This is a genomic window from Rhodococcus sp. IEGM 1366 (assembly GCF_033142425.1).
In the GTDB taxonomy this organism is placed as follows: domain Bacteria; phylum Actinomycetota; class Actinomycetes; order Mycobacteriales; family Mycobacteriaceae; genus Rhodococcus_F; species Rhodococcus_F globerula.
Genome location: NZ_JAWLRZ010000001.1, coordinates 956,782 through 983,056 on the forward strand (window position 1 = coordinate 956,782; position 26,275 = coordinate 983,056).

General features: G+C 61.3%; 24 protein-coding genes. 11 read left to right on the plus strand and 13 right to left on the minus strand.

Annotation, left to right across the window (positions count from 1 at the left end):
- Window positions 1-26: 26 nt before the first annotated feature.
- From R4P64_RS04570 to R4P64_RS04585, 4 genes are all read left to right on the plus strand, one after another.
- Complete coding sequence (locus R4P64_RS04570; RefSeq protein ID WP_172936890.1) at window positions 27-500, plus strand: GtrA family protein; 474 nt, start codon at window positions 27-29, stop codon at window positions 498-500.
- Between the two features lie 83 nt (window positions 501-583).
- Complete coding sequence (locus tag R4P64_RS04575; protein WP_317819489.1) at window positions 584-1,573, plus strand: PIN domain-containing protein; 990 nt, start codon at window positions 584-586, stop codon at window positions 1,571-1,573.
- A gap of 19 nt (window positions 1,574-1,592) precedes the next feature.
- Window positions 1,593-2,549 carry an alpha/beta hydrolase gene (locus R4P64_RS04580; protein ID WP_317819491.1) on the plus strand — a complete coding sequence of 319 codons (957 nt, stop codon included), beginning with the start codon at window positions 1,593-1,595 and terminating at the stop codon, window positions 2,547-2,549.
- A gap of 93 nt (window positions 2,550-2,642) precedes the next feature.
- Window positions 2,643-4,145: an HNH endonuclease signature motif containing protein gene (locus tag R4P64_RS04585; protein ID WP_317819493.1), complete on the plus strand. Its 1,503-nt coding sequence runs from the start codon at window positions 2,643-2,645 to the stop codon at window positions 4,143-4,145.
- 28 nt (window positions 4,146-4,173) lie between these two features.
- Here the strand turns inward: R4P64_RS04585 and R4P64_RS04590 are convergent, their stop codons facing one another.
- From R4P64_RS04590 to rfbA, 3 genes are all read right to left on the minus strand, one after another.
- Complete coding sequence (locus tag R4P64_RS04590; protein ID WP_317819495.1) at window positions 4,174-5,307, minus strand: S1C family serine protease; 1,134 nt, start codon at window positions 5,305-5,307, stop codon at window positions 4,174-4,176.
- Between the two features lie 157 nt (window positions 5,308-5,464).
- Window positions 5,465-6,046, minus strand: coding sequence for a dTDP-4-dehydrorhamnose 3,5-epimerase family protein (locus tag R4P64_RS04595; protein WP_033235142.1), 582 nt, complete (start codon window positions 6,044-6,046; stop codon window positions 5,465-5,467).
- Window position 6,047: 1 nt separating this feature from the next.
- Window positions 6,048-6,923 carry a glucose-1-phosphate thymidylyltransferase RfbA gene (gene rfbA / locus R4P64_RS04600; protein ID WP_317819498.1) on the minus strand — a complete coding sequence of 292 codons (876 nt, stop codon included), beginning with the start codon at window positions 6,921-6,923 and terminating at the stop codon, window positions 6,048-6,050.
- A gap of 211 nt (window positions 6,924-7,134) precedes the next feature.
- Between rfbA and rfbB the strand changes: the two genes are divergently transcribed.
- Window positions 7,135-8,139 carry a dTDP-glucose 4,6-dehydratase gene (rfbB, locus tag R4P64_RS04605; RefSeq protein ID WP_317819754.1) on the plus strand — a complete coding sequence of 335 codons (1,005 nt, stop codon included), beginning with the start codon at window positions 7,135-7,137 and terminating at the stop codon, window positions 8,137-8,139.
- A 5-nt stretch (window positions 8,140-8,144) separates the two neighbouring features.
- On the opposite strand, the gene R4P64_RS04610 is transcribed toward rfbB, so the two are convergent.
- Both R4P64_RS04610 and R4P64_RS04615 read right to left on the minus strand, forming a co-directional pair.
- Complete coding sequence (locus R4P64_RS04610; protein ID WP_219113059.1) at window positions 8,145-9,158, minus strand: YbhN family protein; 1,014 nt, start codon at window positions 9,156-9,158, stop codon at window positions 8,145-8,147.
- A gap of 100 nt (window positions 9,159-9,258) precedes the next feature.
- Window positions 9,259-9,975 (minus strand): DapH/DapD/GlmU-related protein, encoded by a 717-nt coding sequence (locus R4P64_RS04615; protein WP_317819499.1) that lies wholly within the window; start codon window positions 9,973-9,975, stop codon window positions 9,259-9,261.
- A gap of 110 nt (window positions 9,976-10,085) precedes the next feature.
- On the opposite strand from R4P64_RS04615, the gene R4P64_RS04620 reads away from it, so the two are divergent.
- Both R4P64_RS04620 and R4P64_RS04625 read left to right on the plus strand, forming a co-directional pair.
- Complete coding sequence (locus R4P64_RS04620; RefSeq protein ID WP_045066372.1) at window positions 10,086-11,186, plus strand: DegT/DnrJ/EryC1/StrS family aminotransferase; 1,101 nt, start codon at window positions 10,086-10,088, stop codon at window positions 11,184-11,186.
- A gap of 2 nt (window positions 11,187-11,188) precedes the next feature.
- The gene (locus R4P64_RS04625; protein ID WP_033235138.1) at window positions 11,189-12,169 is read left to right on the plus strand and encodes a Gfo/Idh/MocA family protein; all 981 of its coding nucleotides are present in this window, start codon (window positions 11,189-11,191) and stop codon (window positions 12,167-12,169) included.
- Here the strand turns inward: R4P64_RS04625 and R4P64_RS04630 are convergent.
- Window positions 12,124-14,331 (minus strand): hypothetical protein, encoded by a 2,208-nt coding sequence (locus tag R4P64_RS04630; RefSeq protein WP_317819502.1) that lies wholly within the window; start codon window positions 14,329-14,331, stop codon window positions 12,124-12,126. The genes R4P64_RS04625 and R4P64_RS04630 overlap by 46 nt on opposite strands.
- Before the next feature lie 163 nt (window positions 14,332-14,494).
- On the opposite strand from R4P64_RS04630, the gene R4P64_RS04635 reads away from it, so the two are divergent.
- Window positions 14,495-15,322, plus strand: a complete 828-nt coding sequence (locus R4P64_RS04635; protein WP_317819503.1) for a glycosyltransferase — start codon at window positions 14,495-14,497, stop codon at window positions 15,320-15,322.
- A 68-nt stretch (window positions 15,323-15,390) separates the two neighbouring features.
- Complete coding sequence (locus R4P64_RS04640; protein ID WP_317819756.1) at window positions 15,391-17,271, plus strand: glycosyltransferase; 1,881 nt, start codon at window positions 15,391-15,393, stop codon at window positions 17,269-17,271.
- A gap of 3 nt (window positions 17,272-17,274) precedes the next feature.
- On the opposite strand, the gene R4P64_RS04645 is transcribed toward R4P64_RS04640, so the two are convergent.
- The 6 genes from R4P64_RS04645 to R4P64_RS04670 all read right to left on the minus strand — a co-directional run bounded on the left by R4P64_RS04645 (window position 17,275) and on the right by R4P64_RS04670 (window position 22,651).
- A complete protein-coding gene (locus R4P64_RS04645; RefSeq protein WP_033235135.1) occupies window positions 17,275-18,102 on the minus strand; it encodes a TylF/MycF/NovP-related O-methyltransferase in 828 nt (275 codons plus the stop codon).
- 46 nt (window positions 18,103-18,148) lie between these two features.
- Entirely contained in the window at window positions 18,149-19,264 is a 1,116-nt protein-coding gene (gene rsgA / locus R4P64_RS04650) for a ribosome small subunit-dependent GTPase A (RefSeq protein WP_317819504.1), read from the minus strand.
- Window positions 19,265-19,424: 160 nt separating this feature from the next.
- Complete coding sequence (locus R4P64_RS04655) at window positions 19,425-20,336, minus strand: glycosyltransferase (RefSeq protein ID WP_095887660.1); 912 nt, start codon at window positions 20,334-20,336, stop codon at window positions 19,425-19,427.
- Window positions 20,333-21,139, minus strand: a complete 807-nt coding sequence (locus R4P64_RS04660; protein ID WP_033235133.1) for an ABC transporter ATP-binding protein — start codon at window positions 21,137-21,139, stop codon at window positions 20,333-20,335. Before R4P64_RS04660 ends, R4P64_RS04655 begins: the two co-directional genes overlap by 4 nt.
- A gap of 11 nt (window positions 21,140-21,150) precedes the next feature.
- Window positions 21,151-22,023 carry an ABC transporter permease gene (locus R4P64_RS04665; protein ID WP_317819506.1) on the minus strand — a complete coding sequence of 291 codons (873 nt, stop codon included), beginning with the start codon at window positions 22,021-22,023 and terminating at the stop codon, window positions 21,151-21,153.
- A gap of 64 nt (window positions 22,024-22,087) precedes the next feature.
- Window positions 22,088-22,651 carry a bacterial proteasome activator family protein gene (locus tag R4P64_RS04670; RefSeq protein WP_317819507.1) on the minus strand — a complete coding sequence of 188 codons (564 nt, stop codon included), beginning with the start codon at window positions 22,649-22,651 and terminating at the stop codon, window positions 22,088-22,090.
- Between the two features lie 131 nt (window positions 22,652-22,782).
- On the opposite strand from R4P64_RS04670, the gene R4P64_RS04675 reads away from it, so the two are divergent.
- Complete coding sequence (locus R4P64_RS04675; RefSeq protein ID WP_045066388.1) at window positions 22,783-23,985, plus strand: cysteine desulfurase-like protein; 1,203 nt, start codon at window positions 22,783-22,785, stop codon at window positions 23,983-23,985.
- 16 nt (window positions 23,986-24,001) lie between these two features.
- Here R4P64_RS04675 and R4P64_RS04680 read toward each other — a convergent pair whose 3' ends face one another.
- Complete coding sequence (locus R4P64_RS04680; protein ID WP_317819509.1) at window positions 24,002-24,991, minus strand: NAD(P)H-quinone oxidoreductase; 990 nt, start codon at window positions 24,989-24,991, stop codon at window positions 24,002-24,004.
- Between R4P64_RS04680 and R4P64_RS04685 the strand changes: the two genes are divergently transcribed.
- Complete coding sequence (locus R4P64_RS04685) at window positions 24,990-26,234, plus strand: alpha-hydroxy-acid oxidizing protein (protein ID WP_317819510.1); 1,245 nt, start codon at window positions 24,990-24,992, stop codon at window positions 26,232-26,234. The genes R4P64_RS04680 and R4P64_RS04685 overlap by 2 nt on opposite strands.
- Window positions 26,235-26,275: the final 41 nt, after the last annotated feature.

Below are 26,275 nucleotides of genomic sequence, written 5' to 3' on the forward strand. Positions count from 1 at the left end.
GGGCTGGAGTCGTTACGCTCGTCGTCGTGCCCGAAACGCCTGCGAACCACCAGCACGAACCCCACGTCCCTCTGCCGGTGGAGATTCCCGTCACGACGGACCTCGCCGATGACGCTCTCGACCTGAAAACGCAGATCGTCCGGTTTGTTGCGACGGGCGGGTTGTCGGCGATCGTGGACTACGGGCTGTATGCGCTGCTTCACGCGTTGGGGCTGTCGTACACCGCAGCAAAAGCTCTGAGCTTCGTTGCCGGTACCACCACGGCGTATCTGATCAATCGCCGGTGGACGTTCAAGGCCGAGCCGTCGCGCGCCCGGTTTATCGCTGTTGTCGTGCTGTACGCGGTGACCTTTGCCGTTCAGGTCGGGCTCAACGCAGTGATGTTGCATGTGCTCGCCGACGAATGGTGGCGCATGCCTCTGGCGTTTGTCATCGCGCAGGGCACCGCAACGGTCATCAACTTCATCGTCCAGCGAGCTGTGATCTTCAATATCAAGTAAGAGTTGCAGCAATTAAGGGCTGTGTGAATTAAGGGCCGCGTGAATTAGCGCATTCGTCCCGTTCTTGAGGGAGAATGCAGGTCATGATCATCGTCCTCGACTCCTCCGCCTTGGTCCGCGGCGCACGGTTCGACAATTCCGTCGCCGACGCCAAAGCTCGCGGACTCCGCGTTGTGGTCCCGCGCCTCGTTGCCCTCGACGTCGCAAATCGCTACCGCAAGGAATCCGCGGACATGATCGCCGCTCTCAGCGTGCAAGCGCGGATGTACGACCGACTCGGTCTACGCCGGGACCTCACCCGATTCATCGACGCCGCCCACGACAAAGCGGACAGCTATGTGCAAGATCTGGTCGACGATCTGCAGGGAATCGGCATAGAGGTCATCGACCCTGTCGACGTGCCGCACCTGCTCGTGGCCGAACGCGCGATAGCGATGCAACGGCCGTACGTCGACAAGAAAAAGCGTGACGGCTACCCCGCGACACTGAACTGGTTGACCCTGCTCGATCTGGCCGATCGGAATCCCGGCACCGAAATACTGTGGGTCAGCGACGACACACGGGCGTTCGGTGACACGCAGGAAGCGTCGTGGCATCCGGATCTACTGCGCGAACTCGACTCACGTTGGTTGGACAGCCGCGTCCGATGGGCGCTGGAATTCCCTGTCTTCGACGGGCCGGCGCAGCTTGAGGCGACGTTTGTTGAGGAGCGGGTTGTTGAGGCGCGGGTTGTCTTGCCGGAGCTTGTCGAAGTGCCCGAGCTTGTCGAAGTGCCCGAGCCTGTCGAGGTGGCTGAGGTTGTGGTGCGCGAGGTTGTGGTGCGCGAGGTTGTGGAAGTCGCTGAGTCGGTTGGATATGCCGCGCCGGCTGCTCCTGTTCCTGCTGCGCCGGTGGCACCCGCTCCTAAACCGGTACAACGTGCAGCCCGCACCCGCGTTGCACCCCAGCGCATTCCGCCCGCACCCAAGCCGACGTCCGGTGGACTACGCAACCTCGGGAAAGTGATCGGTGGGCGGAAGCGAAAAGTCACTATCGTCGAAGATCTTGACGAAGTCGACCTCGCCGGGAACTGACCGCCCTTAATCTAGGCGGATGTCCCTGTCACCGATAATCACTCGCCGAACCGGCACGCGGTTCGGCAGCCCGAGTACCTCGTCGCGGATTCTGTACAACGTGTGTCGCGCGATGGTGCGTCCGGTTGTCGGAGTGGCGCCGTTGACATACGGCGCAATTCGGCGCGCAGCGGTATTGGATTCCGCGGCACGGATGCGAATTCCGTCGGGAATCGATCGAGAGATGATTCGTTTTCCTGATTCCGGCGGGGGATCGGGCTTCGACGGAGAACTGGTGCGCACAGCCGGTTCTACGGCCGATATTCGCGACGGAGCGGTTTTGTACCTGCACGGGGGCGGCTTCATGTGTTGTGGCCTCAACACACATCGTCCAGTGGTTGCGAGCATTGCCAAGCGGACAGGTTTGCCGGTGTTGCATCTTGCGTACCGGCAGTTGCCGTACACGAGCATCAGTGGATCGGTTGATGATTGCCTGAGCGCGTATCACTGGCTTCTCGCGCAGGGCGGATTACCGGAAAAGATTGTCTTCGCCGGTGATTCGGCGGGCGGATTTTTGGTGTTCGCAACAGCGTTGGCGGCGGCTGTCACTGATCTTGCGCCTGCAGGGTTAGTTGGCTTGTCGCCATTCCTCGACCTGGACTGCACCGCAAAATCTGCACACGCCAATGCTCGACGCGATGTCATCGCCCCGGTTTCTGCCTTGACAGCAATCGGTTCGTTGGGCGGCGTAATGCCGTCGCCGGTCGACGGAGACCTTGCAGGGCTTCCGCCGTCGCTGCTGATAGCAGCGGAATCCGAAGTGCTCAGAGTGGACGCGGAACTGATGGCGCAACGACTTTCGATAGCCGGTGTCGAATGTTCACTGCAAATCTGGGACGGGCAGATTCACGCTTTCCCAGCGGTGTGGCCGAGTCTGCCCGAAAGCCGTGCAGCTCTCCGTGACGTCGCAACGTTTATTCGGGCGCGCATCGCCTGAGTCTTGACGGTGTTCATCTGACGCTCGTCTTGCTGGAGTTTCTTGTCGGACCCTCGGAATAGGGTGTGGTGCAAGTTCGAACCGGGGGGTTCAGTGAGCGATATTGCACCAGATGACGGGGGTCATCGCCAGTTGGTCGATGTGTTGTCGTGCGCTGCCGAAGAATTGGTGCAGTGCTCGTCTGCGGCGTTGACCGACGACGGAATCATCTCTGCTTTGCGAGATCTCGAGCGAACAGTTCGGCTGATCGATGCTGTTGGTTATCAACTCGTGGCCGAAGGAATGGAACGTAGCCTGCACGTGGGACAGGGGCTTCGGTCGCCGAATCAACTGCTCGTGCAGGTTCTCCGTATTTCTGCGTCGGACGCGTCACGGCGTGTGCGGGCGGCACGGTCTGTGGTGCAACAAGTTTCGGCCTTCGGGGAGCAGACTCCCGCGGTGCTCCCCGAAACCGCTGATGCAGCACGTGACGGGGATATCGGCCGTGATCACATATCGGCGATCGCGGATGTCATGCACAAAGCGCCTGCGGCACTTGATTTCGAAGACCGACAAAGCCTCGAAATGGTGCTCGCCGAATACGCGCGCACGGGTACTCCGGAAGGAGTGACGGCTGCCGGCATCGAGGCATTGGCTTGGCTCAACCCAGACGGTGAACTAACCGATGACAGGGATCGGCGACGTCGGCGGTACCTCAGTGTGCGCAGACAGGACGCAGATCTGATGGCACGGATCTCCGGTGAGCTCGATCCGGTTGCAAAGGCACAACTTGATGTTGTGCTGGCCAAATGGGCGAGACCAGGGATGAACAACCCGGATGATCCGGAATCACCTGGCGGGGACTGCTCTGAGGTGGGCGAGTCGGCAATTGCGGCAGCAGCGTCACGTGACACACGTACCGCCGGTCAGCGAAACCACGACGCATTTTCAGCGCTGTTGAAATGTGTCCTCGACGGAGGTGTGATGGGCAACCATCGCGGCCTTCCCGCGACAGTCATCGTCACCATGACATTGGAGCAGTTGGAGGAATCGATCGGCGGCGTGGCAACCACGGCAACCGGCGGTATTCTGCCGATTCGGGACGCTCTCGCGATGTCCGAGAAATCCCATCCGGTGTTGGTTCTCTTCGATCATGACGGCCGCCCGCTGCATTTCGGTCGTGGGAAGCGACTCGCGACTGTTGATCAGCGCCTGGCGCTTATTGCAGCTGACCGGGGATGTACGCGGCCCGATTGCGACGCACCGCCCTCGCGGTGCGCCGTCCACCACATGACCGAATGGAATGATGACGGACTCACCGACATCGAAAACCTCACACTCGTCTGCGACAGCTGCCACAGCTTGGTCAAAAAGGGCCCGCAGGGCTGGATCACCAACGCGCGGAACGAGAACGACGGGTACACCGGAAGAACGGAGTGGACACCGCCGGCGCATATCGATCCGGAACGGCGGCCTCGAGTGAACTCCCGGCACCATCCACGAGAATTGCTGGAACGAGCGCATTCGATCATTGCGTGGCGCAAGAAACTACATCGAGGAGACCCGAATCGGCAGAGACGGTCTTCGACAGAGGATCAAGATCCTGAGCCGAATTGAAGAGCTTGATACAGGTCAACGTGGCAGTTCAACGCGGCGGTCCCTCGTCGAGGACAAGGGAACCTGACCGCTGTTGGCCTTGCGCGTCGAACCAGATCAGGTCGACCGTATCGCCAGGGTGACGCATGCTCATCGCGATATTCAGGTCGGACGTCGAGGCGATAGGAGCTCCCCCGAAATTCGTGATCACGTCACCTTCGGTCAACCCGGCAAGCTCTGCTGGCGAATCGAAGCTCACTGCAACCACTTCCGCACCAGGCGGGGAGCCCACGTGATCTTTGACTGCTACGCCGAGCACCGGCGTGGGGCCTACACGTACCGTCTCCGAGGAGCGACCACTGAGTATTTGGTCGACAATCGGAAGCGCGGTGTCGATCGGGATCGCGTAAGACTGCGGGGCGGGTGAGACTTCCGTTCGATCTTCGATGGCGATGGCATTGCCGGCGCTACTGACTCCGATCAATTCGGCAGCAGCGTTCACAAGTGGTCCGCCGGAATCGCCGGGCCGGATGTCGGCATTGACCTCGATGAGGCCCTTCAGCTGATTTCGTGAGCCATCCGTCGAATTGCGAGTGTTGACTGTGACCCCGAAACCGGTGATAGTGCCGAGCGCAGGAAGTGGAACTCCTTCTCCATCGGCATTTCCGATGGCGGTAACGGGATCGCCTCGCGCGGCTGTCTGTGAGCTTCCCACGGTGGCAACTGGAAGGTCGGACGCTCCGACGAGCCGCAGTACTGCGAGGTCTTGGCCGCTGTCGTAACCGAGTACTTCTACGTCGTAGATCAGTCCATTGGACATGTTCACGGCCGTGATTTCGGTGCCACCGCTGATCACGTGATGGTTGGTCAAGACCACCCCGTCCGGAGACAGGACAATACCTGTTCCTGCCGTGGTGGTGAACCTGGCGGACGAAGTGATGGTGACAATGCTGGAGACGACCCGCGCGACCAGTTCTTGTGGCGTCAGCGAAATCGCAGGCGGCGGCGGGGTGGTGGTGATGACCGTGACGGGTGACTGGGCGTTCGGTTGCAGTGAGTTCGGTATTAGTGAGCTCGGTGTCAGCGGCGGCGCGGCCAGCGTGAGACCACCGAGTCCCAGGACGAGCAGTACGGCGATCAACAGGCCCCGTTTGGTGCCGCGGCTACCACTGTCTTCGCTCATCCGTGGACCCATGTCGTCGGTGTACCCATGTCGCCTGTGTACCCATGCCCGTCGGTTACCAGTACCGGTGTATCTATTTTGGTGCAGATTACCGATTCGGCGGTGGTGCGGTCACAAAAACGGGGCACTGGAACCTGGTCACCTAGAACTTGGGCCCCTAGAACCTGGGCAAGAGTCCTTGTGTGCGAAGTGCCTCGAGTGATGGTGCGGCACTATCTTTTGCAGACAGTTCGTAGGCCAGGGGGTGACCTGCCCGGTCGGTTGTTGGCCAGGCGATGTTCAGTTCCGGATCGAAAGGGTCGAGGTCGCGGTCGAATTGCGGGGAGTATTCGATGCTGCAGAGATACATGACAGTCGATCCGTCCTCGAGGGACAGAATGGCGTGCCCCAGGCCTTCGGACAGGTAGACCGCTTTGCGGTCGATGTCGTCGATCAGGACGGAATCCCATTCGCCGAATGTAGGGGATCCGACGCGCAGGTCGACGATCACGTCGAGGAAGGCCCCTTTGACGCAGGTGACGTACTTGGCTTGCCCGGGAGGTGTGTCGGTGAAGTGGATTCCGCGCAGACTGCCCGCTGCAGAAACCGAGCAATTAGCTTGCGCCAGTTCGAGGTTGCGGCCTGTTGCGGCCGTGAATGCTGAGCTCTTGAACCATTCGAGGAAAACGCCGCGGTTGTCTCCGAACTGTCGGGGAGTGATTTCCCAAGCTCCGGAAATTTTCAGCTCGCGGATGTCCATGTCACCATTCCTTGCCGTGTTCGAGTAGGGCGAGGAGGTAATCGCCGTAGCCAGATTTACCCAATGTTTCTGCTTGGGAGCGCATTTGGTCGGAGGTGATGAATCCCTGCCTCCAGGCAACTTCTTCGGGTGAGCCGATTTTGAGGCCCTGACGATGCTCGATTGTCCGCACGTAGTTGGCGGCTTCGAGAAGGGAGTTCGAGGTGCCGGTGTCGAGCCAGGCGGTTCCACGGGGGAGGATATCGACTTGTAGACGACCCGCGTCGAGGTAGTGGCGATTGACGTCGGATATCTCGAATTCGCCTCGGTCGGAGGGCTTCAGGTCTCGCGCGATGTCCACAACGCCGCTGTCGTAGAAATACAGTCCGGGTATGGCGTAGTTCGATTTCGGGGATTCCGGCTTTTCCTCGATGGAGATCGCGCGTCCGGCGTCGTCGAACTCGATGACCCCGTAGGCGGTGGGATCGGAGACCCAGTAGGCGAAGATCGCCCCTCCGTCGATGTCGGAGAATCGCTTCAACTGGGTGCCCAGACCCGGACCGTAGAAGATGTTGTCGCCCAAGACAAGTGCAACAGATTCGCTCCCGATGTGTTCGGCGCCAAGGACGAATGCTGTTGCGAGTCCGTTCGGTTCGTGCTGGATCGCGTAGGTCAGATTGACCCCGAATTGGGAACCGTCACCGAGTAGGCGCCTGAATTGTTCGGAGTCGTGCGGCGTGGTGATGATGAGAATGTCGCGAATGTTCGCCAACATCAGAGTGGAAAGCGGGTAGTAGATCATCGGCTTGTCGTAGATCGGCAGCATCTGCTTGCTCACTCCGAGAGTGATCGGGTGCAGGCGAGAGCCTGTGCCGCCGGCCAGAATGATTCCACGCATACGTGCAGTGTCCTGCACGTACGCATATCGAAGCAAACGGATCGGGCACCGATGGGCAAACGGATCGGGCACCGATGTGCAAACGGATCGGGCACCGATGTGCAAACGGATCGGGCACTAATGGGCAAAGCGGTCAGATCCGACGAGCAAACCGGTCAGGCGCCGACGGGCGGTAAGGTTCGAAGGGTTCGGCAAGCTTGAGGAGATGAACGTGCGACTGCTGGTCACCGGGGGTGCCGGGTTTATCGGTGCCAATTTTGTTCACCAGACGGTGACTTCGCGTCCGGGCGTCGAGGTTACGGTTCTCGATGCTCTCACCTATGCCGGTAATCGGAGCTCACTTGCCGAGGTGGAGGATCGTATCCACTTCATTCACGGTGACGTCGCCGATCAGGGCTTGGTGGACGAGTTGGTAGCGCGGTCCGATGCGGTGGTGCATTTTGCGGCGGAGAGCCACAACGACAATTCGTTGAGTGATCCGGAACCGTTCATCCGAACTAACGTGATGGGCACGTTCTCGCTGCTGCAGGCTGTTCGGGCGCATAAGGTCCGGTATCACCACATCTCGACGGACGAGGTGTACGGCGATCTTGAACTGGATGACCCGACGCGATTCACCGAGTCGACGCCGTACAACCCTTCGAGTCCGTATTCGGCGTCAAAGGCGTCGAGCGATCTGATTGTGCGGGCATGGGTGCGTTCGTTCGGGATCGAGGCAACGATCTCCAATTGCTCCAACAATTACGGCCCGTTGCAGCATGTCGAGAAGTTCATCCCGCGCCAGATCACAAATCTGATCGACGGTGTGCGTCCCCGGTTGTACGGGGAAGGTCGCAACGTTCGCGATTGGATTCACGTCGACGATCACAATCGTGCGGTCTGGGACATCCTGGAACGAGGCAAGTCGGGCGAAACGTACCTGATTGGCGCGGATGGTGAAACGGATAACCGGACGGTGATTGCAGCCCTGCTCGAGATTTTCGGGCGCAAACCAGACGAATTCGACTTTGTCACTGACCGTCCAGGCCACGATATGCGGTACGCGATCGATCCGACGCGAATTCAACGGGAACTGGGATGGCAGCCGTTGTATCGCAATTTCCGCAGTGGATTGGAAGCCACCGTGGAGTGGTATCGCGACAACGAACAGTGGTGGCGTCCACAGAAGGCTGTCACCGAGGCAGGCTATTCAGCGTCGGAAGCTGTCGTGGACTGAGCGGCTTACTGGACTTTGTCAGCTCTGGCTTTGCTGGGATCGGGTACCCGGGAACGCTCGTGCACGAGAGCGTTGCGCAGGACCCGCGATCCCGAGAGCGCAGCCACGACGCCGGCAAAGACTTCGCAGAGGGTGAAGAGCAGCCTCGACGCCAGCGCGAGGCCGAGCGCGACGCCCGCATCCATGAACGGCGAAAGCGCTGCGACGATGACGGCTTCGCGGACACCGATTCCGGACGGGACGACAAATACCAGGACGCCCGCGCACATACCGAGGGCGAGAGCCCCGATGCATTGGACGAGCCCACGAATTTCGAATCCCGCCGAGCTGGACGCGAGCAGCCACAGTTGGATGCCGTAGAGCACCCAACTAGCTGCGCACCAGCCCAGCGCGAGGGCTATTTTGTGCATTGTGAGCGGTTTGTGCAGGGGTGCGCGGCGGAGCAATTTCAGCGCGAGGTTCACCAAACGGGTGAGGACGGGTGGGTACGCGCAGACCAATGCGATCGGTACCAGGATGATCACGCCGACCGCTGCTACCGTGCTGACCTCGAACAGAGCAGGTAGACCGAAGAGTCCCACGACCAACGCCGAAGTTGTACTCAACCCCACCGTGACCAGCACTGCGACAAAGCCTGCGGCCCGGGACACGCCGGCGCGCCTCACGAGTTCCGTTTGCAGCACAAATGCCCACACACTGCCGGGAAGGTACTTGCCGAGTTGGCCGACCAGATAAGCGCGGGCAGCGTCGAACGCCGGGATCGGTTGTTCCAGGGCACCGAGTGCGTGTTGCCAGGATCGCACTGCGGCGCCCATGCCGAGGAAGATGAACAGCGACGACGCAGCGAGCGTCCACCAGTTCAGTTCGGTGATCGTGCTTTTGACGGCTGCCCATTGGGACTTCACCGCAAAAATGATTGCAATGACGATCGCGACGGTGACCAGAACTTTGAATCCGTTGACGAGCAGTCCGCGCAGAGTGTTCGGCTTCGCGGCTGGCTCGACATCGTCGACCGGCATTTCGGGTTTGGGATGTTCGGATTCGGGGGGTGTACTCACGCGCCTGGAACTTCCCACCCGTTCGTCATTTGCCTGACGATACCAACCAGGGTTCTCCCAGCTACACAACGAGTGGTTTGTCGGCCCGTTCGCGCCACCAGGTGAAGGCGTCGCGCAGAGAATCCGGGAAGGCGGTTAGACCGTCGAAGCTTCCGGCGGCGTAGATCGCCGCAACTGCCTCGATAGCTTCTTCGGAGATGCCCGAACGGCTCATACCGATCCGGTTGACGCCGTGCAGTGACACCGGATTGCCGAAGGCCTTGGCAAACGGAGGAACGTCTTTGACCACCACGGTTCCCATACCGATCATGGATCCGGATCCGATGACGCGTCGTTGATGAGCGACGGTATGCATCCCCAGATTGACGCCGTCTCCGACGCTGACATGCCCGGCGAGCGTAGTCCCGGACGACACGACACACCGGTCACCGACCTGAACGTCGTGTTCGATGCCGACACGGTTCATCACGAAACAATCGTCACCGATTTCGGTGCGTCGTTCGCTGCCCTGGTGGACGGTGGTCAGTTCACGGATTGTGGTTCGGGCGCCGATGCGGATTCCGAGGCCCGCGCTGTCGGACCACGAGGTGGGATGGTGTGCGCCGAGGATCTCCGGTGGTGCTCCCAGCACGGCTCCCGCCCCGATCCAGCAGTCGTCGCCGATGTCGAGTGGACCGGTCAGGACTGCATTCGGTCCGATCGTCACACCGGTTCCGATCAGTACTTCGGCGCCGACCAGGGCGGTGGGATGGATATGGCAGTCAGGACGTGAAGACATGCGTGTTCCGGAATCCTCTCGAAGTATCGAATTGCGTTTCGATACGCTTCGTTGGTTGTCGGAGTATTTCGTTCCGACGACAGTCGGATGAATCTATCGGAGGTAACTCAGTGATCGCGATATCCAGTATCTCGTTCGGGGAAGAAGTCGAGCGCGAGGTGCTGGACACTCTGCGATCGGGGATTGTCGCGCAGGGCCCCAAGGTCAAGCGGCTCGAGGACGAGTTCGCGGCTTTGGTCGGTACTCGTCATGCGGTGGCGGTGAACAACGGCACCACGGCGCTGATCGCGGCACTTCAGGTTCAGGATCTGCAGCCCGGTGACGAGGTTCTGACCACGCCGTTCACATTTGTTGCCACGTTGAATGCGATTCTCGAGGCCGGTGCGACGGCCAGGTTCGCCGATATTTCCGAGTCCGATTTCAATCTGGACCCCGCTGCCGCTGCAGCCCGAATCGGCGATCGTACGAAGGTGCTGATGCCCGTTCACCTGTACGGCCAGTCGGCTGACATGGGGGCGTTGATGCCGTTGGCCACGACGCATGGTCTGACTGTCGTCGAGGATGCTGCTCAAGCTCACGGTGCGACCTTCGAGGGGCGCGGCGCCGGCAGTTTCGGGTTGGGCTGCTTCTCGTTTTACGCGACGAAGAACCTCACGACCGCCGAAGGCGGAATGATCACCACTGACGACGACGCGACAGCCGACCGACTTCGTGTCCTGCGTAACCAGGGTATGCGGGCTCGCTACCAGTACGAGATGGTCGGCCAGAACTACCGGATGACCGATCTACAGGCAAGCTTGGCGCTGCCGCAGATGGCGACGTACATGCAGCAGGTCGAGGCGCGTCGACGCAATGCGGAAGCCTTACGAGTCGGTTTGAAAGATGTCGACGGGCTGATCCTGCCGGCTGAGCTGTCCGGCCGCGGACATGTCTGGCACCAGTTCACCTTGTTGTTGGCCGAGGACGCACCGATTTCTCGCGACGAATTGAGCGAGCGTCTCGCAGCGAAGGACATCGGCAGCGGGATCTACTACCCCAAGGCTGTGTACGACTACGAGTGCTACCGCGAACATCCCCGTGTGGTGATCGAGGACACGCCGGTTGCGACGTCGGTGGCGTCGCGGTGCTTGAGTATTCCGGTCCACGCGGCATTGTCCGCCGGAGATGTCGATCAGATCGTTGCCGCAGTGCGCGGCGCTATGGAGGCCTGAAAATGACCACGAGCAAGCCCCGTATTGCCCTTGTCGGCTCCGGCCAGATGGGTTCGCTGCATGCGCGTGTCATCGCGCAGTCGGCTTTGTGCGAGTTGGAGTTGTTGATCGAGCCGCGCGAGGAACAGGGCAAAGCTGTTGCGGAGCGGTTCGATACGCGCTGGGCTGCGGATTTCGACACACTCGACGGTATCGACGCTGTGGTGATCGCCGCAGCCACACCGGCCCACTACGAGTTGGCCGGACGGGTTCTCGATCTGGGTAAGCCCGTTCTGGTGGAGAAGCCGTTGGCCGCGACGTACGAGCAGAGCGTCGACTTGGTCGATCGTTCACGCGCGTCCGGTGTTCCGCTGATGTGCGGTCTCCTCGAACGCTTCAATCCAGCTGTTCGCACTGCACGCGAGTTCTCCGGCGATGTGTGGCAGGTTAACGGTATTCGTCACTCTCCGTTTGTTTCTCGCATTCCGACCGGCGTTGCGACAGACTTGTTGATTCACGACATCGACTTGGCTATCGGATTTGCCGGCTCGGAGCCGAGTTTGGCTAAAGGCGAGTTCGGATACTTCCATCCGACTTCCGTGCAGAACCGGTCGGAAGATTGCGCCGACGCTGTTCTGCGTTTCGATTCGGGTGCGGTAGCGACTATTTCGGCCAGCCGAATCAGCCAGCGCAAGATCCGTCAACTGTCGTTGCTCGAGGCTGATCGACTCATCGAGATCGATCTGCTTCGTCGCGACATCACGATCTACCGTCACATCGACGACAACATGCCCACCGATCGGGACGGCTACCAGCAGCAGACGGTCATCGAGATTCCGACGATCCGTTACAGCGAGGAGCCGCTGGCAGCGCAGTTGACGCATTTCCTCGGGTTGGTGCAGGGAACGGGTGATGCGGACGGTGAGCGGGCGTCAATTCTGCCCGCTCACCGTGCGGTTCACGAAGTCACGGAATCTGCGCTCGCTGCGACGCTTTCTTCCTGATTGCGCCGCGTTCGGAACGCCCAGGCGCCTTGAGACAAGGCGACCAGTAGCCCGACGCCGGCGATGCCCCATCCGAATGTGCTTCCAGGCGGGGCGAATTCGATGGTGAGTGTCGATCCGGCGTCGGCGCTCGGCGGTAGATCGACTTGCAACAAGCCGCCGGGGCTGGCCTTCGTTTCCACCGACTGCCCGTCTACGGTTGCGGTCCAGCCGGGCCAGGCGAGCAGGGCGAAGGTGACCGTGCCTGATCCGGTGTACTCGACGGTTTCCCGGGTGTCCGTTGCGGCGGCGTCGCCCTGAACATCGAGTCCCGGTGTGGTTGCGGAGACACGACCGTCCGGCCACTGGTGATCGGTGGTGCGGCGGCCGACCGTGACGACGCGATCGGGCGAGACGGTCCAGTCGCTCTCGGGAAGGGCGTCGAGTGCGCTTTTTCCACCGTACGGTCCGGAATTCTGAACGACGACGGTATCGATGCGCATCGCGTCGAGCCAGGACACGCCGGTGCCCGGTGACTCGGCGAGTAGTCGATCGACTGCGTCGGGGCACTGGACGCCGCCGTAGTAGTTCAGGCACAGGGCTTGAACGAAGTCGTTGTAGCTGATTCCCGCGTAGCTGTTTACGGCGTCGACGCCCGCAGGCTGCCAGGCATTTCCGAACAGCAAATCTCCCCACTGTCCGGTTTGGTTGTCGAGCGGAATGTTGACGGGATCGGCGATGGCGAAAGTTGTTCCTTGGTATCGGTCTTCGAATTTCGATTCCAGGAACGCGATCTGCCGCGGGAAATTCCACGGTGTGACGTTGTAGTTTCCGGTGAACCAGAAGTTTGTCTGGGCACTGAGCATTACGACGATTCCGGCCGCGAGTGCACCTGCCAGGTATCGGGGTTTCCGGTAGGTCACGATCAGAGCGACGGCCGTCAGAACCACGGTGATGAGCAGCGATGCGAAGTGAATGCCGATGTCTTCGGGGACATTCGACCAGGCGAGATAGAACTGGAGCGCCAACAATCCTGCGGTGATGATCGATCGCGCGCGGATTCGATCACGCTGCAAGCCTGCGGACAGAGCAACCGCCGCGACAACGATGGCGGGCAGTTGGCCGTATTCGAGAAGTCTTGCCGGCCAACGGAACAGCCACAGATTCGACGGGCCGAGAAGCAGCACCACGTAGATTCCGCCGAAGACGAAGAGCGAAACACTGTGACGCCCCAGCGCCTTGAGCGAACTCCATCGAATCCAGGGAGCAAGCGGGATCAGGAACCAAGCCAGGTAGACCAGGGGAATCGTCATGGCAGGTGATGCAAATGCCGTGACGTACGGCTGGTTGGAAGGTCCTGAAACGTTGATCAGATCACCGAGATCGGGGCGTAGCGAGCCGTCGTTCGCGATGCCGGACTGCGTGCGCACGGATACGCCGGTGGTGAACAGAAGTGGCAGGTACACGATCAGCGACATCATGATGATCGCCGTGGCACTGATGAGAAGTGACCGGATACTGCCTGCCCGTTTGATCGCGATGCATTCCGCGATGACGGCGATATAGACGACAGCGACGCCAACCGCTCCGTACGGGTTGCCGGTGGTCATGGCGAGATAGCCGAATGCTATCGGTACCAGCGGATTCACGCGCCCGAGTGCACTGGCCCGCGTCGACCACCACACGTGGGGGATCCACGCGAAGGCGATCAGTCCGGATGCCCAACTGGAAGCGTCGAAGTAGAGTGTGTAACCGGCGAATGGCATGGCAAATCCGGCGATGAATGCCATCGACCGGTTTGCGCCGTACTGCCGAGCCACGAGGTAGACACCGACGGCAAGTATCGCCATGAATTGCATTTTGACGAGCGTGATCCCGATGCCGAGGTTCGGAATGAGCGCGATGGCAACCGAATCCAGAAGGATCACGGGATTGTATGTCCCGTAAAGGGCTTCGGCGGTGACGTTTCCACCGGCCCACAATTCGGGAATGAGCGTCGGCCACGAACCGGACAGAATTCGTTCGCCGATCGTGTGCCATCCCGGCGTGAAAGCTGCTGCACTGTCGTCCCAGTAGTAGAACCAGCGATTGGAAATCAGTGGGATTGCCGCGACGATCGAAACCAGAGCGGCGAGCAGAATCGGCGGCACTACGCGTTGAGCAAGCGGCAAGTCAGATTTCACGATGTGCTTTCGTCGTCGAGTCGATGGCTGTACTTCGGAGCCCGGGGCGTGCCCTATCCCTCAGAGCCCTGTTTCTCAGTGCCCTGTTTCTCGGAGCCCATTTCCTTGGAGCGTAGTATTCCGACGAGTTCGAACTGCAGTCGGGGAAGAAGGAGATCGGCACGTGGCGACATCGCGGACGGAACCCGTTCGTGGGGAATCAGCTACGCCGGAGCTTTCGGTGGTCATCCCCGCATACAACTCAGGTGAGGTACTGGAGTCGACGGTGCGACAGTTCGCCGAGTACTTCAGCGCCAACCCTGCCAAGAGCACCAGCCCTGCCAAGAGCACCAGCCCAGTCGAGATCATCGTCGTGGAGAACGGTTCCACCGATAACACTGCGGACGTGTGTGCCGCGTTGTCGGCTGCCTGGTCCTGGCCGGCCGTGACTTTCCGCCCCATGACCAGTGACAAAGGCATGGGTGCGGCACTGCGCGCGGGAATCATCGCGTCACGGGGAGAGCGGGTGTTGCTCACCGCGGACGATCTGCCGTTCGGTTTCGGCGACATCGAAGGCGCGAACCGTGTGATGGCTGATTTGGGGTCTGTTCCTCCCGTGGTCATCGGTTCGAAGGCCCACGCGGAATCCGAGGTGCAGCGTGGCCTGTTGAGAGCGATCATGACCGGTGGATTTGCCACCCTTCGACGAGCCATATTGGGTACCCGGACGGGTGATCCGCAGGGAACGTTCATCGTCGACGGCACCTTGGTGCGCCAGATCGCGCCGGCTTTGGCCGAGCGAGGTTTTCTGTTTACGACGGAACTGGACTACGCGCTGGAATTGGCGGGCGTGCGCCCTGTGGAGGTTCCGATTCGTCTCAGTGACGATCACCTCGCGCATGCAAGCCGGATTTCGCCCAAGGACGTCATTCAAATGGCAAACGGATTGTTGTCGCTTCGCCGGCGAAAGAAGGAGCTGGCCGCTGTGGCCGGCCCGGGGTACCGCGGGTAGAACCAGCGTGGCCTGGTGCTTGCGGCAGGGGTGAGCGGGTTCGCGATACCCTGCGAGGTGTGGATACCGTGAAAGTGACCGATGGCCAGTCCGACACCGGGCAGTCCGACAGCGGGGTCGAGTTGATCGAACATCGTGCGAGCTCGGATCGCCTGGTAGCGCAGCGCACGTTGTTCACCGGAACCTCTCCCGTCGCCAGTGACGAGTTGTACGCCGTAACCAAGGTCGGCATGTCGACACGATCTCGGTTCGAACTGCGACTTCAGCCCGGAGCTGTTGCGCACACCAATACTTTCTTCGGTCGATTTCCGGCCAGCTACTGGCAGCGGTGGACGGCTGTCACCGAGGTCACCGTCACCGCGCGCGTCGTAGCCGAGACGGCCTGCCGCGTTCAAATTCAGGCGTCCGACATCGGTGGTCACCGTCGTATCGTGACCAATGTCGTTGTTACCGGAACCGAGCAGATTTCCATGACGGCGCCTCTCGACACTTTTGTCGACGGCGGCGCGCTGTGGTTGCAGTTCGAAGCGCAGGGCGGCGGCGCAGTTGTCGACGACGTCGAATGGTCCGTCGTTTCACCGAAGCTGATCCGGCCGGTAGCGGTAGCGATCTGCACGTTCAACCGCGCCGACGACTGTGCGCGCACCGTCGAGGCTCTTGCGTCCGACGAACGCGTGTTGGGGTTGCTCGACGCGTTGTACGTCGTCGATCAGGGCACCGATCCGGTGGAGAGTCGTGAGCTTTTCCAGGAAGTGTCGAAGAAGTTCGGATCGCGCCTGCAGTACCTGCGGCAGGCGAACCTGGGCGGTGCCGGCGGGTTCACGCGAGGACTGTACGAGGCTTCGGAGGCCGGACCGCACTCCGACGTGATCTTGATGGACGACGACATTCTGTGTGAACCGGAATCGGTCCTTCGACTGAGTGCGTTTGCGAACATGACAACGGAACCGGCCTTGATCGGCGCTCAGATGCTTTTCCTGTTCAATCCCGACTACTTGTTGGCTTCGGGTGAACGCGTCGATCTGGGCACCCTTCAGCGCGGTGTGCCGACCGACGAGCACGGGGTCCGTAACCGGAGCGTGCTCGAGAAGCTGCCGGAACGCCGAGTGGACGCCGAATACAACGGTTGGTGGACGTGCCTGATCCCCGCTGAAGCCATCGAACGCATCGGGCTGCCCCTCCCGGTGTTCTTCCAGTGGGACGACGTCGAGTACAGCCTGCGCGCCGGACGGGCCGGAATCCCCACCATCACGTTGCCGTCGGCCGCGGTCTGGCATGCGGACTTCTACTGGAAGGACGTCGACGGTTTTGCCCACTACTTCAGTACTCGCAACGGTCTGATCACCGCGTCACTCGATCCGGGTTTTGCGCCGAAGACACTGGCCAAGCAACTGGCCCGGGATATTTCGCATTCGATAGTCGGTTTGCAGTACGGCCTCGCGCACACACAAATCCGGGCGATCGAGGGATTCCTCGAAGGCCCGGCGGGCCTGGCCGACGGTGGGCAGAAGGCGTTGGCGACGATCAACCAGGAACGAAAGCGGTTCCCGGAGACGGTGACTCGTCCGGCGTCTGAGTTGCCGGGAAGGCTGCCGATTCGCCGCGTTGCGCCCAGTCCCAAGACCGGCCTGTGGACCGATCTTGTTCTTGCGAAACGCGCTGTGATGCAGGCTCGCAACCAGCTCGAGCGGGGTCCGGTGGCGATCTCCTACGAGGACGCGCAGTGGTGGCACGTCGGACGCTTCGATCATGTCTTCGTGACCGACGCTTCGCAGGGTGGCGTGCGTGAACGCCGCTTCGACAGTGAGACGGCTGCCGAGATGAGTGGTCGCCTTGCCGGCGTGATCAAGCGATTCCTGGCCGAAGCACCAAGTGTCGCTGAGGCATTCGCCCGGGAGTTCCCGCAGCTCACCAGCCGCGAGAACTGGGCTCGCCTGTACGAGAAGTGACTCTCACCTGACTATCTTGGCTATCACCTGTTCGTTGTCGAAGGTGTAACCGACGTACTCGAAGGAGATGCCGGTGCGTGTGACGTATTCCGTCCACGCCCGGTATTCGTGGTTCTGCCACCCGGGGTAGTTGAAGAATTCGTCGAACACGATGATCGATCCCGGGACTAGGCGGTCTCCCAGGAGATCGAGCACTGTTTTGGTCGACGAGTAGAGGTCGGCGTCGACGTGCAGGAACGCCACGGTTTCACGTTCCTGATCGAGGAATGTCGGTAACGTTTCCTCGAAGAGTCCTGGAACGAGTTGTGCCCCAGGTACTTCGGGGAGAGATTCCTGGGCGAACTCACCGGCCGGAAATCCGGTTCGCCATGTCTCCGGTAGCCCGGAGAACACGTCGAAGCCGGCAACGATGCCATCACGTTCGTGAAATTCGTCGGCGATGATCTTCAGAGTCGTTCCGGATGCGACGCCGAATTCGAGTGCCATTCCTGGAATCTCGACCAAGTTCAGTGCGTGTCGCAGTGTGTCGTGAGGATGACCGAACGTCTGCGCCACCCGCATGTGTTCCAGGATGAACGACGCGCTCGACGCGGTTGCTTCCAAATCGACTGCGTAGGCAAGGTCGCGGCGTTGGCGGAATTCCAGTTCGTCGATTCTGCTCCGAAGGCCCGCGATATCTTCGCGGGCCCCGGCCAGTTCGTCGTGCGAGCGCGTTAGTTCGTCGAGAATCTGCCGTGTGCGCTCGGCATTGTGGCGGTCGGCGTTCTCGATCACCTCGGATACCGCACGCTGAAGCTTGGTCCTGGCGCTGGAACGGAACTGCTCGAACATGGCAACCTCTCGTCGGGATCACTCCCATGCTGCCAGGGTTCGGCCGTTACTGCCTTCGGCCCCGGTAATGATCCTTGATGCGGCGGGAGAGCACCTTGATCTCTCGCGTGCGTTCCGCCTGCAGTCGGGCGTCGCTGCGTGCGGCGTTCCACGCGTTCTCCCGCTGTAGTTTCCGATAACTTCTGAGTCTCCGCTCGTCGATATCACCGCGTTCGAGTGCGCCCACGACCGCGCACCCAGGCTCGGAGTTGTGTGCGCAATCGGAGAACCGGCAGGCCGAGATCAGTTCCTCGATCTCGGGGAACGTCTTGTCGATACCCTCGCCGGCGTTCCACATGCCGACGCCCCGCAGTCCCGGAGTGTCGATGAGCGTCCGGCCGCCGGAAAACGGAATCAGTTCTCTTGTCACGGTGGTGTGGCGTCCTTTGCCGTCGCCGGCCCGCACCCGGCCCGTTTCGAGTACGCAGCTCGCGGCGGTATCACCGAGGAGCGCATTGGCAAGAGTTGATTTGCCGGCGCCGGAAGGACCGAGTATCGCCACGGTGCCGTCCAGAACTGCGTCGAGTATGTCCATTCCCTCGCTGGTTTCGGCGCTGACGGCGAGCACTGTTGCGCCGGGTGCGACGGCGGAAACTTCGGCAAGAACGGCGGAAATATCAGGAGCTGCATCGGTTTTGGTGAGCACGACGACCGGTGTTGCGCCGCTTTCCCATGCGAGTGCGAGTAGTCTCTCGATGCGTCCGAGGTCGACGTCACCGTCCGACGCCGTGGTGATGACGACGGTGTCGACGTTCGCGGCCAGTATCTGACCTTCGGATTTTCCGGATGCGGAGGATCGAACGATGCTGCTCGATCGTGGGAGTATCGAAGTGACCGTGGGTGTTTCGGTCTCACTCGTGGTGTTGACGGGCGTGGTGTTGGCGGGCGTTGTGTTGGCGCGCGTGACTTTGGAGACTGCAACCCAGTCGCCGGTACACAGCGAATTGCTGCCACTGAGTGCGCGGACGGTACCGGTCGCGACGGCAACGTCACACTGGCCGCGGTCCACGCGTATGACGCGCCCAGGTTCCGTGTCAGGTGAATTGACAAGCAGTGCGTCGAATGTATCCGAAAGTGTTGCGTTCCAACCGTATTTGGTCAGTAATGTGCTGTTTTCTGGCATGGTGAAGGTGTCCTCGAGTACGAAGAATCGTGAGTATTGACGGTGCGATAGGTGCAGAACACGACAGTCATCAATACTCACTCCTCGAAAATCTCAGGACGCACCATGCGTCGGTGCAGAATCGTCTCAGACGGTGGCAGAGCGGTGCAACCGAATTAAATTAACTCGGGCGCTCGAACTTCTCTTCCCGGCCGAGTTTGCGCAGTCGCATCCACTCGCGCAGACCTGCGGGATCGCGCCGCGTGATCAGGAAGTACCAGCCGAACCGAATCCATTCCTGCGGAAGCAGTTTGCGCATTCCGGGCTGTGCAAGGATGTACCCACGGTTGCGGTAGGTGAAGAAGCGCTTCGTATCGTTGTCCGGGTATTGCGTGTGCATCCGCCCGCCCAGGATCGGCTTGAATTCCTCGGCGCCGTTGGGATGTACGTAGGCGGTCTTCAGGCACGTGCCGAATTTCAGGCCGGATCGTACGAGTCGACGGTGTACTTCCACTTCGTCGCCGCGGACGAACAGCCGAAGATCCGGAACACCGACGGCGTCGATGGCGTCGGCGGTGAACAGTGCGCCGTTGAAGAGGGATGCGATCCCCGGCAGAAGGTCCTCGTCGCCGAGTTCGGAGGTGTCGAGTTCGCTACGCAACCGACGCCACGAGGTGCCGCGGCGCAGGGGGAACGCCAGGCGGTCGGGATCGTCGATGTCGCAGACGACGGGAGAGACTTCGGCAAGGTCGTGTCGGAGCGCGCACGCGAGCAGTGTTTCGAGCACTTCGGGTCCCTCGGGGCGACCGTCGTCGTCGGCGAGCCAAACCCGGTCTGCACCGAGTGACAATGCATACAGAATGCCAAGGGCAAATCCTCCGGCACCGCCGAGATTGTGCTTCGAACCGATGTAGCTGGTGGGCAGGGAAGCGCCTTCGACCAGTTCACGCACCGCGTCTTCGTCGGCATTGTCGACGACAACGAGGTGATCGAGCGGCCGGGTCTGTGTGCTGAGCACCTTCAGCGATTCGGCGAGCAGTTCACGACGCTTGTGTGTGACGACGACCCCGATGATCTTCTCGGGTGTGCTCACGCGGGCGTCTCCCGTTCCATGTCTCTGATCACGTGGCGGACATGTTCGGCGGCGTCGTCGCCCTCGTAAGCACGGACGACGTCTTCGATGTCACCGTGCATGCGGATCTGACCGTGGTCGATCCACATCGCGCTGTTGCACAGTTGGGCGAGGAACTCGTTGGAGTGGCTTGCAAAAACCAGGATTCCGGAGCGTTCGACCAGTTTCTGCAGACGTACGCGGGCTTTTTTCATGAATTCCGCGTCGACGGCGCCGATGCCTTCGTCGAGGAGCAGGATTTCCGGGTCGATGCTGGTGACAACACCCATGGCGACGCGCACGCGCATGCCGGTGGAGTAGGTGCGCAGTGGCATCGAGAGATACTCGCCGAGTTCGGTGAATTCGGCGATCTCATCCATTTTCGCGAGCATCTGCTTGCGTGTCTGACCGAGGAACAGGCCGCGGATGATGATGTTCTCGTAGCCGGAGATCTCGGGGTCCATCCCGACCCCGAGATCGAAGACCGGCGCGACGCGGCCACGGATGGTGGCTGTTCCGCGGGTCGGTTCGTAGATCCCGGAGAGGAGTCGCAGCAGGGTGGACTTGCCTGCGCCGTTATGGCCGACCAGTCCGATGCGGTCGCCTTCTTTGAGGGTCATCGTGATGTCGCGGAGAGCTTCGACGACAACAACATCGGAGTCGTTGCGGCCGATGGATCCGCCGGCCTTACCGAGGAAAGCTTTCTTGAGCGAGCGGGATTTGGCGTCGAAGATCGGGAAGTCGACGCACGCGTTCTGCGTGTGGATGCTGACTGGCTGACTCATGTGTTTTTCCTCTAGACCCAGTAGGGCACGCGTGCCCGGTACTTGCGGAGTGCCAGGAGCGCGACGGCCCAGCCGACAACGGTGAGGGCGATGACGATGTACCAGTGGTATGCCTGCTGATCGGCTCCGATAAGTGGTGCTCGGATGATCTCGAGGTAGTGGTACAGCGGGTTGAGTTCGGCAAGCTTCACTCGGTCTGCGGCTTGCCCGCCCTGATCTTTGAGAGCCTGCGTCGTCCACATGATCGGTGTCAGCACGAACAGCAGCAGGGTGAGGCTGCCGAGGATGGGTGCGATGTCGCGGTACCGCGTGGAGAAGATGCCGAACACGATCGATACCCACAGTGTGTTCGCCACGATCAGCACGAATGCGGGTATTGCCGCGAGCGCCGTCCAGCTCATGTTCTGCCAGATACTAAAAGCGAACAGGAGGATTATGTAGATCGCGAAGTTGTGCGCAAAGAACAGCACTTGACGCCACACCAGGCGATACACGTGCACGCTCAGCGCCGACGGCAGCTGCTTGATCAGGCCCTCGTTGGAAATGAAGACTTCGGAGCCCTCGAGGATGCTGGCGCTGATCAGGTTCCAGACGATCAACCCGACCGTGACGTACGGCAGGAACTCCTTGAGTGGGATGTTCAGCAGAGCGGAGTACAGGAGGCCCATCGCCGCGGCCTGGACACCGGTGGCGATGGTGATCCAGAAGGGGCCGATCACTGACCGGCGGTACCGCTGCTTGATGTCCTGCCAACCGAGGCTCAGCCACAACTCGCGCTGCCGTAGTCCATCGCGCAGGTCTTTGAAAGCGCGATGGAAGGTCTGGGAGTCGGACACGGGCACAGGTTGCTCCGACGTCTCGGATTCGGTTGCGGATGCTGACACGGAGGTCGAGCCTACCGGCCCCGGTGCAGTGCGAACTTTTCCTCGGGTGTTGTGGTGGCCGGAGTTACAGATATTGGCCGGTGCCGGGGGACTGTTGGTCGGGGTGCCCGGGGTTCCCCTGTGTGTGCGGGACGCCGATGCTCATGCCCGGAGGTAGTGCACCTTGACGCATTTGTTCGAGCTGGGCACGTGCCGCCATCTGCTGGGCGAACAGTGCTGTCTGAATGCCGTGGAAGAGGCCTTCCAGCCATCCGACCAGCTGTGCCTGTGCGATCCGCAGTTCTGCGTCGGTCGGAACGGAGTCGTCGGTGAAGGGCAGTGTCAACCGTTCGAGTTCTTCGCGGAGTTCCGGTGCGAGGCCCTGCTCGAGTTCGCGGATCGAGGATCGGTGGATTTCCTTGAGCCGTACTCGGCTGGCGTCGTCGAGCGGTGCGGCGCGCACTTCCTCGAGGAGCTGTTTGATCATCGTGCCGATTCGCATGACCTTGGCCGGCTGCTCGACCATGTCGGCGATCGATTCGCCTTCGGGCTCCCTGGCGTCTTGCCGATCGGTGTTTGTCTTCGCGCCGTTTGTCTCCGCGCCGTCGGGGCCGATGACCAGTATCCGTTCTTCCTCTGGCTTGTTCATAGCTCCATCTTGTCGTGTCAGGGCGACAAACTGCACTTAACCCCGAAAAGGTAACCAAAAAGTAACTGTACTGACGGGTATTTCGGTGTCTGCCTTCGACTACAGAGCCGCATGCCCCTAGAGTGTCGAGCATGGCTTACGACGTTGCCCGCGTTCGGGGATTGATTCCCTCACTCGGTGACGGCTGGATCCACCTCGACCCGCAGGCGGGTATGCAGATTCCCGACGCAGTCTCTCGGACAGTGTCCACCGCATTCCGGGCAGCCGCGTCGTCGTCGTCCGGTCGGCACGTCTCGAACCGTCGTAGCGCGGCAATCCTGGACAGTGCTCGGTCCGCCGTTGCAGATCTCGTCGGAGGTGATCCGGCGGGTGTTGTCCTGGGCTCGGACCGGGCGGTCCTGCTGGCCTGGCTGGCAGAGTCTCTGAGTTCGCGACTGGGCCTCGGTACCGGTCTGGTGCTCTCCCGGCTCGACGAAGAAGCAAATGTGGCGCCCTGGCTGCGCGTCGCCGGTCGGTACGGCGCACAGGTGCGTTGGGCGGAAGTTGAAATCGAGACGTGCGAACTACCTAGTTGGCAGTTCAACGAGCTTATTACCTCCACGACGCGACTTGTAGCTTTGACTGCGGCTTCGCCGATCGTGGGTTCGGCGCCCAATGTGCGTGCCGCGGCGGATCGGCTGCACGAATTCGGCGGCCTCATGGTCGTCGACGCTGTTGGTGCTGCTCCCTACGCGCATTTGGATATGGCAGAACTCGGCGCCGACATCATCGCGGTCAGTGCGCCGTCCTGGGGTGGTCCGCAGGTTGGTGCGCTGGTGTTCCGCGATCCCGGCCTGCTCGACCGTATCCCCGCCGTCTCGCTCAACCCGTACGCGCGTGGTGCCGAACGTCTCGAAGTGGGTGGGCATCAGTTCGCGCTGCTGTCCGGGCTCACCGCGTCGATCGATTTCCTCGCAGGCCTCGATGAATCGGCCACTGGCAGTCGCCGGGAGCGCCTCGAAACGTCGATCAGTTCACTGCAGAACTATCAAGACGGCCTTTTCGAGCACCTGCTGCGGTCCCTGTCCGCGCTGCCTCATGTCATGGTCATCGGGCATGCACCGACGCGGGTTCCGACGGTCAGCTTCACGCTCGACGGTACGGCTGCCGACAAGGTGGCAGCGCATCTCGCAGACAAGCGGATTGCGGTCATGAGCGGCACTCACGGCAATTCACGCCTCCTCGACGCGTTGGGTGTCAACGACGAGGGTGGCGCGGTCACGATCGGGTTGGCGCCGTATACGACGCGATACGAGATCAACCAACTTGTTGCCGAACTCGGCACGCTCGGCTGATCTCGTACCTGTTACGTCACTTCACGGTGAGGATGACCTTGCCTACCGTTTCGGGCGAATCCAGCAATTGGTGAGCTAACGGCGCTTCGGCAATCGGAAGCTCAATGGAAACGACCGGTTGGACGGAACCGTCGGCGATCAACGGCCACAGTTTGGCTCGAACGTCGGCCACGATTTCGGCTTTTCCGCCTGGCCCCGTTATCGGACGCCCACGTAGGCCTGTCGCGGTGATGCTTCCGCGTTTCCCCAACAACTTGCCGATGTCGACTTCGCCTTTACGTCCGCCCTGCATTCCGATGACGACGATGTGCCCGTCCATCGCGAGGGCGTCCACGTTCCGGCCCAGGTACGACGCTCCCATGTTGTCGAGAATGATGTCCGCGCCGTGTCCGTCGGTGGCCTCGGCGAGAGCGGCGACAAAGTCCTGTTCGCGGTAGTTGATCGTGATGTCCGCACCCAGCTCACGGCAGCGCGCCAGTTTTTCCTCCGAGCCGGCGGTCACGGCAACTCGCGCACCGAGAGCTTTGCCGACCTGGATGGCGTGAGTTCCGATTCCGCCGCCGCCCCCGTGGATCAGCAGAGTGTGTCCGCGGCGCAGTCCGGCGCGCATGACCACGTTGGACCAGACCGTGCAGGCGACTTCCGGCAAGGAAGCAGCGACTCGCAGATCCACTCCCTCGGGTATCGGAAGGAGTTGTGTCGCAGGTACTGCGACCTTCTCGGCATATCCGCCACCGGCAAGCAGTGCGCACACTTCGTCGCCGACGGCCCATCCGGTGACACCTTCGCCGAGCTGGCTGATGACGCCGGAGCATTCGAGTCCGAGGACGTCACTCGTGCCGGGTGGTGGCGGGTAGAAACCTTGGCGTTGCAGGAGGTCGGCTCGGTTGACGGCGGTCGCTGCGACGTCAACCAGGACATGCCCGCGAGGCACTTCCGGATCGGGCTGCTGCGCCCAGGTCATGACCTCGGGGCCGCCTGGCTGGTCGATAGTGATGGCGTACATGGATACGACGCTAGCGAATCGCCCCGCAATAGGAGGGTTTGGCGCTACCGTCGCTGTCGTGACTTACTTCGGGAACATGCAGAACGAGATCTACCTGAGCGGCCTGGGCGGCACCGTCCCGTCGCTGCCCATGACAGCGACTGGGCTGGAAGCTGCCGCGCGTGAGCAACTCTCACCCGAAGCCTTCGGATATATCGCGGGCAGCGCTTCGACCGAACGCACCGCAGCATCGAACCTCCGGGCGTTCGAGAAGCACGCGATAGTGCCACGCATGTTTCGAGGCGCCGCCGCCCCCGATGCCCGCGATCTGAGCGTCGAGGTGCTCGGTACGCGTTTGGCTGCGCCGATTTTGACCGCGCCGGTCGGAGTACTCGGCTTGGTACACGACGACGCAGAGGTTGCGGTCGGTTCGGTCACGTCGGAATTGGGTATCGGCTCGGTTTTGTCGACTGCGGCCTCGTCGACCATCGAAGATGTCGGCGCGGTGTCGGGAGATAACTGGTGGTACCAGTTGTACTGGCCGGCGGACGACGAGCTTGCCGAATCGCTTGTCCGCCGTGCTGACATCGCGGGAGCGAAGGCCATCGTGGTGACGGCCGATACGCCCGGCATGGGTTGGCGTCCAAGGGATCTGGAACTGGGTCACTTGCCGTTCCTGCGGGCGAAAGGTATCGCGAACTATCTGTCCGATCCGGTCTTCCGCGCGAAGTTGGCGACACCGCCCGAGGAAAGTGCGGAAGCACTGCAGATTGCGGTTCTGACGTGGGTGTCGCTGTTCGGCAATCACGCCGTTCGGATGGCGGATATCGCGAAACTTCGCCAGTGGACGTCACTTCCGATCGCGGTCAAGGGAATTGTCCATCCCGACGACGCTCGCGCCGCGGTTGCGGCCGGTGCCGACGGAATCATCGTGAGCAACCACGGTGGTCGTCAGGTGGACGGGGCGATATCCGCGTTGGACGCGTTGGGGCCCATAGCGTCGGCCGTAGGACATGAAGCTGACATCCTGATGGATTCGGGTATTCGGTGTGGTGCCGACGTGATCATCGCACTGGCGCTCGGAGCAAAGGCGGTTTTGTACGGGCGACCGTGGGTATACGGCTTGGGATTGGCCGGAGCGGACGGCGTCCGCCATGCTTTGCGGAGCCTGCTCGCCGATTTCGATCTCACGATGGGACTGGCTGGGGTGTCTTCGGTGGGGGAAATCGACAGGTCCCTATTGGTGGCCACTTCCGGACATTAGCGCCTTTGGCCGCTTCAGGACTTCAGGCCTGTGAAGAAGAC